This is a genomic window from Microbispora sp. CA-102843, from assembly GCF_050936215.1.
Taxonomy (GTDB): domain Bacteria; phylum Actinomycetota; class Actinomycetes; order Streptosporangiales; family Streptosporangiaceae; genus Microbispora.
Window position 1 is genome coordinate 1389363 of record NZ_JBNJNF010000001.1, and the last position, 14349, is coordinate 1403711.

Consider the following 14349-nt stretch of genomic DNA (forward strand, 5'->3'; position numbering starts at 1 on the left):
TCGCTGCCTGCCGCATTGGAATTGGATCCAATAGAGCTGGAACCTGTTCTATGCGTACAAGAGTGATTGCGTGAACGCGAGCAATCTGACTCAATGATCTTACTGGCGGTTATGCCGTAGTCGATGCCGTGGTGCGGGAAAACCCGGTCATCAATAGAAGGAAAATCTAGAAATCCGCCAGCAGTCGTTCGGCGGCGATCTCGATGCGGTGCTGGATCTGTTCGTAAGTGCGTCGCCCGCGCAGCATCTCCAGCAACTCCTGCACCCAGACTCCCCCCAGGGAGCCGGTGAGCGCGAGCTGATCCTCCGCCGGAAGGTTCACCGTGCGGCCGTCGGTGGCGACGCGTAGCAGCAGGCTCGCCATCCGGTCGCCGAACGGCGCCTCCACCTCCGCCATGATCAGGGAGCGGATGAGCGCGTCGGCGAGTTCCGGCTCGCGCATCAGGCCCCGGGTTGCCCGCATCAGCACGTCGACCGCACGGCCGGCGGGGTTGGCGGCGTGCGGCGGGCGCCTCTCGATGCTGGATTCCAGCAGGTCGATCTCCTCGCCGACCACCGCCACGACCAGGTCCATCTTCGAGGGGAAGTAGCGGTAGAGCGTTCCCAGGGCGACGCCCGCGCGCTCGGCGACCGTGCGCATCTGCATCGCCTCGACGCCTCCGCGGGAGGCGAGGGCGGCCGCCGCCTGGACGATGCGCCGGCGCCGTTGGTGCTGGCTCCGGGTGCGGACCCCGGGGGTCGCCGGGGCCGGATGGCTGCCCGTGCCCGAGGGGCCTTCGGGGAGCGATGGTGGAGCGTCGGCGACTGCATGCGAAGTGCGCATAGGAACACGTTATCTGATTTCCGCTCCTTCCGGATGGTTACCCGTCAGTCACAAATACGCTGGCGGGTATATGACTTTGGTGTTTCGGCCGCATGTCGTCGCCGGTTCGTGAGCCTCCCTCTGGACAGAGATTAGAATCCGTTCTAGTTTGCGGTTCTGGACGGGGATCTCGCCCCCCAGGCAGGTCCGTGGAACACGCGGGAGGTCCGGTGGACTTCGATCTCGACGAGACCCATGCGGAGTTGCGCGCGCTGGCCGCGTCGGTGCTGGACCGGGAGGCGGACCAGGCAAGGATCGAGGCGCACGAGCGCGGCGGCCGGCCGTACGACGCGGGGGCGTGGAAGGCGCTGGCGCAGGCGGGCCTGCTCGGCGCGTGCCTGCCGCCCGAGGCGGGCGGGGCCGGGCTCGGCCCGCTCGCGATGGCGGTGATCCTGCGTGAGGCGGGGGCCCGCGTCGCGCCGGTCCCCGCGCTGCCCGGCCTGATCGCCGCGCTGACCGTGGCCGGGCACGGGACGGACGCCCAGCGGCGGGCGCTCGCGCCGTTCGCCGAGGGGGAGGAGGTGCTGACCGTCGCCTTCCGCGAGGCCGGGGCGCGCCCGGGTGACCCGCCTGCCGCGATCGCCAGGGACGGAAGGATCACGGGGCGGCCCGGAATCGTCCCGTACGCCGCCGAGGCGTCGGCCATCCTCGTGCCCGCGCACTCCGGGGGCGAGGCCGCGCTGTTCCTCGTACGGCCCGGGGACGCGCAGGTGCGGTCGGTGCCGACGGCGACCGGGGAGCCCGCGGCCGTGGTCACTTTGGAGGACGCGCCGGGCGAGATGGTGGGGGAGCCGGACGGCGCGGCCGTCACCGCGTTGCGGCTGAACACCGTGGCCGCCGTGACCGCGACCGCTTCCGGGGTCCTCGCCGGCGCGCTCGCGCTGACCAAGGGATACATCGCCGGGCGCAGGCAGTTCGACCGGGTGCTCGCCGAGTTCCAGGCCGTGACCATGCAGATCGCCGACGTCTACATCGCCTCGCGCGCGCTCGACGTCGCCATGTGGACGGGAGTGTGGCGGCTGGGCGCAGGGCTGCCCGCGGAGCGGGACCTGGCCGTCGCCGCCTACAACGCGGCCGGAGACGCCGTACGGGCGCTCTACACCTGCCAGCACCTGCACGGCGGCATCGGCCTCGACCTGACCTATCCGCTGCATCGTTACTTCGGCCTGGGCAAGCACCTCGCCCATCTGCTCGGTGGCGAGCAGGCCCAACTCGACCTGATCGGAGCCCTGGTCTGATGTTCATCGAACTGACGGCGGAGCAGCGGCGGCTCCGCGACGACCTGCGGGAGTACTTCGCGTCCTGCCTGACCGCCGAGCAACGCGCCGAGATCGCCCGGGACCCGTTCGGCGAGGCGTACATGGCGCACTGCCGCAGGCTGGGCCGCGACGGCAAGCTCGGCCTCGGGTGGCCGAAGGAGTACGGCGGGGGCGGCTACGGCCCGGTCGAGCAGCAGATCTTCGCCAACGAGGTCACCCGGGCCGAGGTGCCCTATCCCCTGATCACGCTGCAGACGGTCGGCCCGACGCTGATGCGGTACGGCACCGACGCGCAGAAGGAGTTCTTCCTGCCGCGCATCCTCGCAGGAGAGTGCCACTTCGCGATCGGCTACAGCGAGCCGGAGGCGGGCACCGACCTGGCCTCGCTGCGGACGACGGCGGCGCCGGACGGCGACCACTACGTGGTCAACGGCCAGAAGCTGTTCACCTCGGGCGCGCACCACGCCGATTACGTCTGGCTGGCGGCGCGCACCGATCCGGCGGCGAAGAAGCACCGCGGGATCACCATGATGATCGTCGACTGCACGGACCCCGGGTTCTCCTGGACGCCGATCATCACGATGGACGGCCGCCACCACACCAACGCGACGTACTACTCGGACGTGCGCGTCCCGCTCGACATGGTCGTCGGCGAGGTGGACAAGGGCTGGGACCTGATCGTCAGCCAGCTCAACCACGAGCGCGTCACGCTCGGGCCCGCCGGAAACATCGGGCACACTCTCGACCGTTTCGCCCGCTGGGCGAAGACCAACCGGGGGCGCGACGGCGCGCCGCTGTGGGAGCACCCCGACGTACGGCGGGCCTTCGCCGAGGTGTACGCGTACTTCCGCACGAACGAGTTGCTGAACTGGCAGGTCGCGGCGTCAATGGACCTCGGCTGGCTGGGCGCGCCCGACGCGTCGGCCACCAAGATCTACGCCTCCGAGCGGGTGCAGGACGTCGGCCGGATCGTCGGCGACACGCTGGCCCGCTTCGGCGACCCGTACGACGAGGAGACCCGCGATCTGATCGAGCGGGTGGACCGGGGTGTCAAGGGCGCGCTCGTGCTCACCTTCGGCGGCGGCGTCAACGAGGTCCAGCGTGAGTTGATCGCCATGCTCGGGCTCGGGCTGCCCAAACCTCCCCGCTGAGGCCGCGTCCGGCGGCCTGCGTGGCGTCAGGCAGGCTCAGGGCGTGAAGACCGTCGGCACGTTGAAGAAGACGACCAGCGCGATGATCAGGCAGATCAGGATGCCGACGACCTCCCACAGCCAGTCGTAGTGCCGGTCGCCCTTGACCCGCCGGCCCCGGCTCGCGCGGTTGCCGCCGCCGGACGGCTTGCCGGCGTGCTTGCTGCCCGTGTGCCTGCTCGCCGTGTTCTTACTCGCGGTGTTCTTACTCGCGGTGTGCTTGCGGCCCGAACGGCGGGAGGTGGCGGGCGCAGGGACGGGGACCGCCGTGGCGGCCGGGTGGACCAGGGCGTCCGTGTCCGTCGCGGACGGCTCGGCGGCCCGCTCGCCGTCCGTCTCCGCCGACGGGGGCGCGTCCACGACCCCCTCGGCCGGACGGAACGGCTCGGCGGGCTGCTCGGCCTCCTGAGGCGCGGGGGCGAACACGTCCGTGGGGGGAGCGGCCGGGAGGGGCGACGCGGCGGGCGGCGTCAGCGGAGACTCGTCGGCCGGCTCCTCGGTCCGAGGGAAGGCGTCGCCGGACTCGGCCTGCCGCGATGTGCCCGCCGCGTCGGCCGCACCGAACGCGTCGAAGGGCACGGCGAAGCGGAGCGTGTCGAACAACGCGTCCAGCGGATCCGTCGGGCGGGGCGCGTCGGCGGTGCCGAAGGCGTCGAAGGGCTCTGTCGGGCGTGGGTCGGTTCTGGCGGTTCCGAAGGCGTCGAACGACTCCGTGGGGCGGGGTGCGCCGGCAGTGCCGGGCTCTGTCGGGCGTGGGTCGGTTCTGGCGGTTCCGAAGGCGTCGAACGACTCCGTGGGGCGCGGTGCGCCGGCAGTCCCGAGGGCGTCGAACGGGTCCGCGCGGTGGGAGGCGTCGGAGGTGCCGAAGGCGTCGAACGGCTCGGGGGTGGTCTTCGCGACGTCCGGAGCAGGTGGCGGCGTGACGGACGCGCTCTGCACGGGTTCCTGCGGGGACGCCTGCGGCTCCACGGGTGCGGCCAGGGCCGCCGGTCGCTCCGCCGGCGCGGGCCGCTCTGTGCGCTTCCTGCGCAGCCGGCCCTCGCCGAGCGAGTTGAGCAGCGCCCCGCGCAGCCGGGGCATGGGCTCGGTCGTCGCCTCGTGCTTGGCCTTGCGCCGGGAGCCCTGCGGCTGCGCGATGGCGTCGGTCTTGACCACGCACGTGTTGGTGACCTGGTCGGGATCGCTCAGCGGCAGCGGCCAGGTCGGAGTGGTCGGCCACAGCCTCTTGGTGACCAGCCCGGAGGACTGTTCCCCGCCCGTCGTGGTGCTCCCCGGCTCCTCGTACGGCAGCGCCGCCAGCACCCGGTCGCGTACGGACGCGGCCGGTCGGCGCCAGGGCAGCCGGGCCAGCACGTCGCCGACGGGGGAGACGCCGATGGCGTCGTAGACCTCCGCGACGGAGGTGTGCACGAACGGCGCCGACCTCGCGGCGGTGACCGCCGTCTCCAGCGTCTGGGCGAAGCGGCGCGTCGCCCCCGCGATCAGCTCCTCGGCGGTGTCGGCCGCCACGTCGAGGACCAGCGCCAGTTCGGGCGCCGTGAGGCCGCACACCTCCGACAGCAGCAGAACCTCCCGCTGGTGCGGCCGGATGTCCCGGAACACCCGCTCGATCAAGGCGGTGGCGGGGTCGGCGATGGAGTCGACGGCCGGCAGCGCGTAGCTGACGTCCCGGCGGTAGATCTCCCGGCGCGCCAGCGCGTAGAGCGCGGCGCGCGAGGGCGGCTCGGCGGCCGGAGCGGTGGTGAAGACGGCGACCACGGCGTCGGCGGCGGACGCGGTCTCACCGAGCTGGTCGTGGCAGTACGCGAACAACCCCGCGGCGTGACGCTCGAAGAGCTCGGCGATCAGCTCGCTCCTGGAGCGCTGACCGGTGAGCGGTGGAGTCACGACCGGCTCCTCTGAGTTTCGTGGCTGGTCCGTATCGGAGGACGGGGCGGAGGGACGGGAGAGGCGTGAGAGTAATCATGCCAACACATCACCGCGCCACGCATCATGAGATGCCCTATTGATAGATATCTAGGCCCGGATATCGGAGGTTCCCACCGTAGGCTGGCCGCCGGGTGTTGTGTCCGGAACGGGTCGCGTTGGATATCCGGGGGGCTGACGGGGAAGAGCGAGTGGGCCTCCCGCTGTTGGCTTGATCGCACACTCTTTCGAAGGGCGAGATGGCGTGATCATGTTCGAAGACGTCACCAAGCGCTACCGGGATGGAACGGTGGCCGTGGACGACCTCAGCCTGGAGGTGCCCACGGGTGCGATCACCGTGTTCGTGGGCCCTTCCGGCTGCGGCAAGACCACATCGCTGCGGATGATCAACCGCATGATCGACGCCACCTCCGGCCGCATCACCCTGGACGGTCAGGACGTGCGCGAGATCGACCCGCCCACGCTCCGGCGCGGCATCGGCTATGTGATCCAGCAGGCGGGGCTGTTCCCGCACCGCAGGATCGTGGACAACGTGGCGACCGTGCCGTACCTGCTGGGTTGGAGCAAGAAGAAGGCGCGCGCCCGCGCGATGGAGCTGCTCGAGCTGGTCGGGCTCGACCCCGGCCTGGCCGGCCGCTATCCCTTCCAGCTCTCGGGAGGGCAGCAGCAGCGCGTGGGCGTGGCCAGGGCGCTCGCGGCCGACCCTCCGGTGCTGCTGATGGACGAGCCGTTCAGCGCCGTCGACCCGATCGTGCGGGCCAGCCTCCAGGACGAGCTGCTGCGGCTGCAGTCGGAGCTGCGCAAGACGATCGTGTTCGTCACCCACGACATCGACGAGGCGGTCAAGCTCGGCGACACGGTGGCCGTCCTGCGCGTCGGCGGGCGGCTGGCCCAGATGGCCGGCCCGGCCACGCTGCTCACCGAGCCCGCCGACGACTTCGTCCGCGAGTTCCTCGGCCGCGACCGGGGCATCCGGCGGCTGTCGTTCATCTCGGCCAAGGAGGTGCGGCTGAGCGCCTCGCCGCCCGAGCTGGCGACCGACGAGGACGGCAAGCCGCTCGGCTGGCGGACCGCGGACGGGCTCGCGGCGTACGGCACCTTCAACCCGGAGACCGACTCGCTGCGCGTGGCGCTCGACGCGGCGTTGCTGTCGCCCAACGGCACCGCGGTAGCCGTGGACGAGGATGGCCGCGTGCGCGGCGTGGCCGGCCGGGACGCGATCGACGAGCTGCTCGCCACGTACGCGCCGCCCGCCGCGGGCCCCACCCTGGACGCCTCAAGCCGCTCGTCCGCGGCCGATGCACCCCCGGATGGCGGCTCCCCCTCCGACGCCGGCTCCTCCGAGGGGGCGCCCACATGAACGACGAGCCTCTGGTCCGCTGGGACTGGATCGCGCGCAACTGGGCCAACGGAGGCCCCACCGCGATCAGCGCCCTGCTGGAGAACCACGTCGTGATGGCCTTCCTGCCCGTCCTGTTCGGGCTGGTCATGGCCCTGCCGCTGGGCCTGGCCTGCGTGCGCTGGCGCTGGCTCTACCAGCCGACGGCCGCGCTGATGAACGTCACCTACTCGCTGCCGTCCCTCGTGCTGTTCTCGATCTTCCTGTCGATCACCGGGCTCACCCGGTCGACCGTCGTCATCCCGCTGACGTTCTTCGCGCTCGCGGTCCTGATCCCCGCCGTGGTGGACGGCCTGGCCTCGGTGCCCGATCCCGTACGGCAGTCGGCGGTGGCCATGGGGTTCCGGCCCGCGCGCCGGCTGCTCCGGGTCGAGCTGCCGGTCGCGGTGCCGGTGGTCCTGGCCGGGCTGCGGGTCGCGACCGTGTCCAGCATCAGCCTGGTCAGCGTGGGCGCGCTGATCGGCCAGGGCGGACTGGGCAACCTGTTCATCGACGGCTGGCAGCGGCAGTTCTACACGCCCATCGTGGTCGGCATCGTGCTCATCGTCCTGCTCGCCGTGCTCGCCGACGGGCTGCTCGTGCTCGCCCAGCGGCTGCTGACCCCCTGGTCCCGGGCGAGGAGGACGGCGTGAACTGGCTGGCCGACTTCTTCGGCGACGCGGCGCACTGGTCGGGCCCCGACGGCATCCCGGTCCGGCTGCTGGAGCACCTGGAGTTCTCGGCGGCGGCCTTTCTCGTCGCGGCGCTGATCGCCGTGCCGCTCGGCATGTTCATCGGCCACACCGGCCGCGGCGCGCTGCTCGTCGTGGTCGCGGCGAACGCCGCCCGGGCGTTGCCGACGCTCGGCCTGCTCGTGCTCGTGGTGCTGCTGGCGGGCGTGGGGACCGTCCTGCCGGTGCTGATCCCGCTGATCGTGCTGGCGGTCCCGCCCATCCTGGTGAACACGTACGAGGGCGTGCGGGGGGTGGACGCCGACCTGCGCGACGCCGCGTACGGCATGGGCCTGCGCGGGCGTCAGGTGCTGTTCCAGACGCTGACCCCGGTCGCGCTGCCGCTGATCCTGCTGGGCCTGCGCCTCGCCGCCATCCAGGTCGTCTCGACCGCCACCGTCGCGGCGTTCGTCGGCCTCGGAGGGCTCGGCCGCTTCATCATCGACGGCCTGGCGACCAAGACCTACGCGGACGTGATCGGGGGAGCGGTCCTGGTGGCCGCCCTCGCCCTGGCCGTCCAGTTCGCCTTCGTCCTGCTCGACCGGGTGGCCGTCTCACCCGGCGTTCGGCAGATCCGCTAATCTCGCTATTATCCCCCTAGAATGAAGGGATTATTTGGTATGAGGCGTATCATCGGCGCCGCGGCGGTCGCCCTGACCGCGGCGCTCACGTTATCGGCCTGCGGCGGCTCCGACCCGCTGTCCACGACCGCGTCCGCCGCCCCGTCGGCGTCGGGCTCGGGCGGTGCGGCCTCGGCCAAGGTCGTCGTCGGCTCCTTCAACTTCCCCGAGAGCGCCCTGCTCGCCTCGATCTACGCCCAGGCCCTCCAGGCCAAGGGGGTCACGGTCGAGGAGAAGCCCAACATCGGCAGCCGCGAGGTCGTCTACGACCAGGTCAAGAGCGGCGGCCTGACCGTGCTGCCCGAGTACGCCGGGTCGCTGCTGGCGTTCGTCGACAAGTCGAGCACGGCCAGGACCAAGGACGAGATCCTCTCGGGCCTGAAGGCCAAGCTGCCCCCGGAGCTGGAGGTCCTGGAGCCCGCGGCGGCCGAGGACAACAACTCCCTGACGGTCACCAAGGCCACGGCCGACAAGTACAAGCTGACGACCATCGAGGACCTGGCCAAGGTGTCGAAGGACTTCGTCGTCGGCGGGCCGCCGGAGTTCAAGCAGCGCCAGGAGGAGAACTTCAAGAACGTCTACGGCCTGGAGTTCAAGCAGTGGAAGCCCACCGGGGACACCACCGCTGACGCGATCAAGAGCGGCACGGTCCAGGTGGGCAACGTGTTCACCACCGACCCCAAGATCGTGCTGAACGACCTCGTGCCGCTGCAGGACAACAAGAACGCCTTCGGCTCAGAGAACGTGACGCCCCTCGTCTACAAGGCCGGGGTGGACGACACCGTGACCTCCACGCTGGACGCGATCTCCGCCAAGCTGGACACCCAGACGCTGGTCTCCCTCATGAAGCGGATCTCCGTCGACAAGGACGACCCGCCCGTGGTGGCCAAGGACTGGCTCACCCAGAACGGCCTGCTCTGACCTGAAGCACACAGCCCCGGACCCTTCCCGGTCCGGGGCTGTGTGCTTCAGCCGGTGATGAACGGCGTTCAGCCGGAATGTGTCCGCTCAGGCGGACAGGGCGAGTTCGACGACGTCGGCGACGGCGCCGTCGGCGCAGGCGCCGACCACGACGTCCGCCGCGGCCCGGACGTCCGGGTGGCCGTCGCCGACCGCCACCCCGAGCCCGGCCGCCGCGATCATGTCGATGTCGTTGGGGTTGTCCCCGACCGCGGCGATCTGCTCGAGCGGCACGCCGTGGGACGCGGCGAGCGCGCGGAGCGCGGTGCCCTTGGTCGCACCCTCCGGCAGCACCTCCAGGTAGGTGGCCTCGGACCGGACCGTCACGGTGCCGGGGATCGCCAGGTCGGGGAGCGGGTCGCCGATCAGCATGCACTTGGTGATCTCACCGGGCGGCAGGTCCGACCAGTCGCCCGGATCCCGCAGGACGATGCCGTCGCGCCGGGCGTAGTCCCGCAACTGCGGCACGTCGTGCACGGCCAGCGCCTCGCCGCCGCGGAACGCCACCGGATACACGTCCTCGGGAAGGTCGCCGAACAGCTCCAGCAGCGTCCGCCACGCGTCCGGCGGCAGGTGACGGGAGCGCAGCACGGCTCCCGTGCCGAGGTCCACCGTACGGGCGCCGTTGTAGAGGATCGCCGCCCCGTCGAGCCCCAGCTCGTCGTAGAACGGCCGGGCCGACAACTCCATCCGCCCGGTCGCGATGACGACCTCCCCGCCCGCGGCGCGGAAGCGGCGCAGCGCGTCCCTGCTGGCGGGCACCATGGCCAGGTCGCGCCCCACGAGGGTGCCGTCCAGGTCGGTCACAATCCAGCGGATCACGACGCGGCCCCCGCAGCGACCGCCGCCGAGATGTCGGGGAAGACCTCGGCCATCACCGACCCGGCGAGGTCGAACCCGCCGACGCACGCGACGTAGCCGCCGGGGGTGAAGACGCTGCCGGACAGCGGGACGAACACCCCGCCGGCCCGCTCGACCAGGAGCGACCCGGCCGCGATGTCCCAGGCGTTGACGTTCGTGCCGTGCGCGACGTCGGACCAGCCTGCGGCGACGTGCGCGAGCTTCAGCGCCGCGCTGCCGGGACGGCGGGTGGTGGCGAAGGCGTGCTGGATGCGGGCGAACCGGTGCAGCGCGTCGTCGCCTTCCGCCGTGAGGTCGCGTGGGGTGGGGTAGCTCGACAGCAGCACGGCCTCCCGGTCGGTGCGGGCGCCGGAGCTGCGCAGCGGCGCGCCGTTGCAGAAGGCCCCGCCGAGCGAGGCGGTGAACTCGTCGTCGCGCACGGGGTCGTAGACGACGCCCGCCACCACCTCGTCGTTCACGGAGGCGGCGATCGAGGTGCAGAAGAACGGCAGCCCGGCCGCGAAGTTCGCGGTGCCGTCGATGGGGTCGACATACCAGCGGACCTCGCCCTCGCCGCGTACGCCGCCCTCCTCGCCGACCACCACGCTGCCGGGGCACAGGCGGTCGATGACCTCCCGGATGCGCGCCTCGGCCGCCTTGTCGTGCTCGGTCACCGGGTCGTGGAAGTCGCGCTTCGTGGTGATCTCGGGTCTGGAGCGGAAGGCGTGGCGGAGCAGGTCGCCGACCGATCTGGCCGCCCTGACCGCGATGGCGGCCAATTCACGTGAGGTGTTCAGGTCCATGTCTCCTCCAGAAGGGTCAGCAGGCCGCGCGGGTCCTCCACGGTCGCCTGGGGGCTCTGGCGCACCCGGTAGGGGATCTTGTCGGTGCTGCCGGAGACCATCAGGACGGTCGCCCCGACTCCGGCCCGGGCGCCGCACACCACGTCGCGGTCGTAGTTGTCGCCGACGTACCAGACCTGCGCGGGGTCGGCGCCCAGGGCCCGGCAGGCGATCCAGATCATCTCGGGGTTGGGCTTGCGTACGCCGACCTCGTCGCTGTAGACCTGCACGGCCACCTGGCGGTCGAGCCCGGCCGTCGTCATGAAGTCGCGGTGGACGACGCCGCACAGCGCGTTGCTGACGACCGCCGGAGTGACGCCGTGCGCCCAGCAGGCGGCCAGCAGCTCCTCCGTCCCCGGCCGCAGCTTGCGCCCGCTGCGCAGCTCGCCCATCCGCCGGCACAACGGGGTCGCCTCGGCGGTCACCACGGCACGGGCCTGCTCGGGCCAGTCACCCCCGACGTAGTCGGCCCAGAACTCCCGGTGCGTCATCTCCGCGGGCGCGAAGCGCCGGGAGGTGGAGTCCTTCCAGTACTTGTCGGCGCGCGCGCCGGCCCGGATGTCGGTCTCGACCTCCTCCGCGGTGAGGCCGTCGAACCCCGCCCGGCGCAGGAGTTCGTGCACCTCGACGGCGAGCTCGGCCGCCCATGACGGGCGGCGGGCGGTCTCCACGATCACGCCGCCGAAGTCCAGCAGCAACGCCACGGGCCTGATCACGCCACCGCCCCCTTCGCGGGAGACACCGCTCCGTCCCAGGCGGACAGCCGCGCGCCGTCCGCGCCGAACAGGTGCATCCGCTCGGTCCAGCAGGTCACCACGTCGCCGGGGGCCGCCTCCACCGGGGTGTAGGACACGGCGTACAGCTCGGTGTCGAGGACGCGCAGCCGTACGGTCCAGGACGACCCGGCGGGCAGCACGGCCTCGACGGCGGCCTCCTCGCACCAGGTGGCGCCGGGCGGCGGCCCGAGGCGCAGCGCCTCTGGCCGGATGCCGACGGCGGCCGGCGAGCACTGCGCTCCTCGAAGACTCCCGGGCACCCGGGACTCGGCGAAGCGCAGCAGCGACCCGGCCAGACCGGTGGGGGATGGCCCGACGTCGACGATCGCCATGGGCGGGCTGCCGACGAACTCGGCGACGAAGCGGTTGGCGGGCCGGTCGTACATGTCCATCGGCGCGGCCACCTGCTGTAGCTCGCCCTCGTTCATCACCGCGACGTCGGTGGCCATGGTGAGGGCCTCCAGCTGGTCGTGGGTGACGAAGACGATCGTCGCGCCCGACTCCTCGTGGATGCGCTTGAGCTCGGCGCGCATCTCCAGGCGCAGCCGGGCGTCGAGGTTCGACAGCGGCTCGTCGAGCAGCAGCACCGACGGGTTGACGGCGAGCATGCGGGCGAGCGCGACGCGCTGCTGCTGGCCGCCGGACAACTGGGAGGGGTAGCGGTCCATGGCGGCGTCGACGTGCACCATCTTCAGCGCGGCCTCGGCCCTGGCCCTGCGCTCGGGGGCGGACACCTTGCGCATGCGCAGGCCGAACTCCACGTTGTCGCGCACGGACAGGTGGGGCCACAGCGCGTAGTTCTGGAAGACCAGCCCCATGCCGCGCTTCTCCGGCGGGACGTACAGGCCGCGCTCGACGGAGTCGAGCACCCGGTCGCCGACGGTGATGGTGCCCGCCGTGGGCTGCTCCAGACCGGCGATCATGCGCAGGGTCGTGGTCTTGCCGCAGCCGGAGGGCCCGAGGAGGCACATGAACGCGCCGTCGGGGACGGTGAGGTCGAGGTTCTTCACGGCGTGCTCGCCGCCGCCGTAGCTCTTGGCGACTCCGGTCAGCGTGATGGCTGGCATCTATCCTCCTAGGCCGGACGCCAGGCTGCTCTTGGTCAGCCGCTGGGTCAGGTACGTCATGGTGAAGGAGACCAACGCGATGACGAGGACGACCGCGTTGGCGAGCTGGGTGTATCCGTAGTCCACGAGGCCGATCGACAGCGTCGTGAGCAGTTCTGTGCCGGTCGTGGTGAGCATGACCACGATGCTGAGCTCCTTGAGCCCGGAGACGAACGGCAGCACGATCCCGGTGACGAGCGCGCCCTTCTGGATCGGGAAGATGATCCGCCGCATCCGCTGGAACCAGGGCGCGCCGGCGATCTGCGCGGCCTCCTCCGGCTCGCGGCCGAGCTGGGTCATCGCCGCGATGCCCGAGCGCGAGCTGTACGGCAGGTGGGTCACCGCCATCACCAGGATCAGCAGGAAGGTCGTGCCGTACAACGCGGGGACCGGGCCGCGGGCCACGGCGAACAGCGACAGCGACGCGGCGGCGAACGCGATGCCGGGCACGAGGTAGGGCAGGAAGGAGACCTGGCGGAGGAAGAAGGCGACGCGCGGGGCCGTGCCGCGCACCACGACGTATCCCACCAGCAGCCCGGCGACCGCGCAGATCACCGAGGCCAGGCCGACGATGCGCAGGGAGTTCCACGCCGCCGCCCACAGCTCGGAGCCGCGGAAGACGCCGTGCGGGAACCCGACCGCCCCGGGCAGCCGCTCGGCGAACCAGTAGTCGAGGGTGAAGGTGGACAGGTCCAGCGGCGTACGGGTGACCGTGGACACCAGCAGGGTGAACACCGGGACCAGCACGCTCACCCCGAAGACCACCAGGCCGAGCGCGAACGCCGGCCAGCGCAGGCGGCGCAGGTCGCTCAGCCGGTCCATGCCGCCCTTGCCGCCGACGGTGACGAACCGGCGGTGCTCGCGGGTCATCCGGGTGTCGGCGAGCACGATCATCACCCCGATGATCACGATGACCGTGGCGAGCACGGAGGCCACGCCCGTGCTGCGGTCGCGGATCGACTGGAACAGCCCCGTCGACAGCACGCGGAAGTCGGCGGGCAGCCCCAGCACGTACGGCGTGCCGAACGTGCCGAGCACCCGGCCGACCACGAGGAGCACGGCCGACGACAGCGCGGGGAGCATCAGCGGGATCACGATGCGGCGGACGACCGTGCGCTGCGGCGCGCCGAGGATGCGCGCCGAGTCCACGAGCTGCGCGTCGATGCGCCGCAGCGCGTTGCCGACCAGGAGCAGCACGAACGGGTAGTAGTGCAGCCCGAGGGTCACGATGATCGGCAGCGCGCCGTACGCCAGCCAGTCGGGCGTGCGCACGCCCTGCGCCTGCAGGAACCCGACCTGACCTCCGGCGCGCTCGTTCTTGAACAGCGTGAGCCACGCCAGGGAGAAGGTCCACGACGGCAGCATGTACGGGATCACCAGCGAGCCCGCCAGCCACTTGCGTCCCGGCACGTTGGTGCGGGTCACCAGCCACGCCATGCCGCCGCCGAGAACCAGGGCGAACAGCACGGTGCCCAGCGCGACCACCAGCGTGTTGAGCAGCGGTTGCCAGAACAGCAGCCCGCTGATCTGGGAGCGGAAGACCCGCCAGAGGTAGTAGCCGGTCCATTCGCCGACCGCCTGCCCGGCGTGCACGTCGTCGCCGTACTGCAGGCGGAAGGCGTCGGACAGCACGGCGACCAGCGGCGCCACGACGAGGTAGCCGAGCACGACGACGAGGATCAGCCCGAGCGCCGCGGTCGGGTCGTGGCGCAGGACACGCAGCCGATAGAGCAGCCTGCGCGATCTGGGTGGTCGAGGCGGCGTCTCCGCCTTGGTCACAACAGCCATGGGGGGGTACTTCCTTCGAGGTCGGGGACCGCCGGGGTGCGGGGCCCCGCTTTCTGCGTTGCCGGGATGTC

13 protein-coding genes are annotated in these 14349 nt (G+C 71.6%); 6 read left to right on the plus strand and 7 right to left on the minus strand.

Annotation, left to right across the window (positions count from 1 at the left end):
* Positions 1-166 precede the first annotated feature (166 nt).
* Entirely contained in the window at positions 167-823 is a 657-nt protein-coding gene (locus ACQEVJ_RS06470; RefSeq protein WP_433098159.1) for a TetR family transcriptional regulator, read from the minus strand.
* Between the two features lie 209 nt (positions 824-1032).
* Here ACQEVJ_RS06470 and ACQEVJ_RS06475 point away from each other — a divergent pair, with 209 nt between their 5' ends.
* On the plus strand, positions 1033-2100 hold the full coding sequence (locus tag ACQEVJ_RS06475; protein ID WP_433098161.1) for an acyl-CoA dehydrogenase family protein: 1068 nt from the start codon (positions 1033-1035) through the stop codon (positions 2098-2100).
* Positions 2100-3272, plus strand: a complete 1173-nt coding sequence (locus ACQEVJ_RS06480; RefSeq protein ID WP_433098163.1) for an acyl-CoA dehydrogenase family protein — start codon at positions 2100-2102, stop codon at positions 3270-3272. Before ACQEVJ_RS06475 ends, ACQEVJ_RS06480 begins: the two co-directional genes overlap by 1 nt.
* A gap of 36 nt (positions 3273-3308) precedes the next feature.
* Here ACQEVJ_RS06480 and ACQEVJ_RS06485 read toward each other — a convergent pair whose 3' ends face one another.
* The gene (locus ACQEVJ_RS06485) at positions 3309-5198 is read right to left on the minus strand and encodes a hypothetical protein (RefSeq protein WP_433098165.1); all 1890 of its coding nucleotides are present in this window, start codon (positions 5196-5198) and stop codon (positions 3309-3311) included.
* A gap of 283 nt (positions 5199-5481) precedes the next feature.
* On the opposite strand from ACQEVJ_RS06485, the gene ACQEVJ_RS06490 reads away from it, so the two are divergent.
* Genes ACQEVJ_RS06490 through ACQEVJ_RS06505 form a run of 4 tightly spaced genes read left to right on the plus strand, consistent with a single transcriptional unit; the run spans position 5482 to position 8887 of the window.
* Entirely contained in the window at positions 5482-6597 is a 1116-nt protein-coding gene (locus ACQEVJ_RS06490) for an ABC transporter ATP-binding protein (RefSeq protein ID WP_433098167.1), read from the plus strand.
* On the plus strand, positions 6594-7268 hold the full coding sequence (locus ACQEVJ_RS06495; RefSeq protein ID WP_433098169.1) for an ABC transporter permease: 675 nt from the start codon (positions 6594-6596) through the stop codon (positions 7266-7268). The genes ACQEVJ_RS06490 and ACQEVJ_RS06495 overlap by 4 nt, the downstream gene beginning before the upstream one ends.
* The gene (locus ACQEVJ_RS06500; RefSeq protein ID WP_433098171.1) at positions 7265-7927 is read left to right on the plus strand and encodes an ABC transporter permease; all 663 of its coding nucleotides are present in this window, start codon (positions 7265-7267) and stop codon (positions 7925-7927) included. Before ACQEVJ_RS06495 ends, ACQEVJ_RS06500 begins: the two co-directional genes overlap by 4 nt.
* 39 nt (positions 7928-7966) lie before the next feature.
* Positions 7967-8887, plus strand: coding sequence for an ABC transporter substrate-binding protein (locus ACQEVJ_RS06505; protein ID WP_433098174.1), 921 nt, complete (start codon positions 7967-7969; stop codon positions 8885-8887).
* Positions 8888-8974: 87 nt separating this feature from the next.
* Here the strand turns inward: ACQEVJ_RS06505 and ACQEVJ_RS06510 are convergent, their stop codons facing one another.
* From ACQEVJ_RS06510 to ACQEVJ_RS06530, 5 genes are read right to left on the minus strand one after another with little or no spacing between them, the layout of a single operon-like run.
* Positions 8975-9748: a Cof-type HAD-IIB family hydrolase gene (locus tag ACQEVJ_RS06510; protein WP_433098176.1), complete on the minus strand. Its 774-nt coding sequence runs from the start codon at positions 9746-9748 to the stop codon at positions 8975-8977.
* On the minus strand, positions 9745-10569 hold the full coding sequence (locus ACQEVJ_RS06515) for an inositol monophosphatase family protein (protein ID WP_433098178.1): 825 nt from the start codon (positions 10567-10569) through the stop codon (positions 9745-9747). Before ACQEVJ_RS06515 ends, ACQEVJ_RS06510 begins: the two co-directional genes overlap by 4 nt.
* Positions 10560-11324: an HAD family hydrolase gene (locus tag ACQEVJ_RS06520; protein ID WP_433098180.1), complete on the minus strand. Its 765-nt coding sequence runs from the start codon at positions 11322-11324 to the stop codon at positions 10560-10562. Before ACQEVJ_RS06520 ends, ACQEVJ_RS06515 begins: the two co-directional genes overlap by 10 nt.
* Complete coding sequence (locus tag ACQEVJ_RS06525; RefSeq protein WP_433098182.1) at positions 11321-12451, minus strand: ABC transporter ATP-binding protein; 1131 nt, start codon at positions 12449-12451, stop codon at positions 11321-11323. Before ACQEVJ_RS06525 ends, ACQEVJ_RS06520 begins: the two co-directional genes overlap by 4 nt.
* Positions 12452-14278 carry an ABC transporter permease gene (locus ACQEVJ_RS06530; RefSeq protein ID WP_433098184.1) on the minus strand — a complete coding sequence of 609 codons (1827 nt, stop codon included), beginning with the start codon at positions 14276-14278 and terminating at the stop codon, positions 12452-12454.
* Between the last annotated feature and the right edge of the window lie 71 nt (positions 14279-14349).

What these genes read in the sequence shown, in the direction of transcription:
- ACQEVJ_RS06525 (WP_433098182.1), bottom strand. Translation starts at nt 12,451, where the DNA reads ATGCCAGCCATCACGCTGACCGGAGTCGCCAAGAGCTACGGCGGCGGC.
- ACQEVJ_RS06495 (WP_433098169.1), top strand. Translation starts at nt 6,594, where the DNA reads ATGAACGACGAGCCTCTGGTCCGCTGGGACTGGATCGCGCGCAACTGG.
- ACQEVJ_RS06505 (WP_433098174.1), top strand. Translation starts at nt 7,967, where the DNA reads ATGAGGCGTATCATCGGCGCCGCGGCGGTCGCCCTGACCGCGGCGCTC.
- ACQEVJ_RS06530 (WP_433098184.1), bottom strand. Translation starts at nt 14,278, where the DNA reads ATGGCTGTTGTGACCAAGGCGGAGACGCCGCCTCGACCACCCAGATCG.
- ACQEVJ_RS06480 (WP_433098163.1), top strand. Translation starts at nt 2,100, where the DNA reads ATGTTCATCGAACTGACGGCGGAGCAGCGGCGGCTCCGCGACGACCTG.
- ACQEVJ_RS06515 (WP_433098178.1), bottom strand. Translation starts at nt 10,569, where the DNA reads ATGGACCTGAACACCTCACGTGAATTGGCCGCCATCGCGGTCAGGGCG.
- ACQEVJ_RS06470 (WP_433098159.1), bottom strand. Translation starts at nt 823, where the DNA reads ATGCGCACTTCGCATGCAGTCGCCGACGCTCCACCATCGCTCCCCGAA.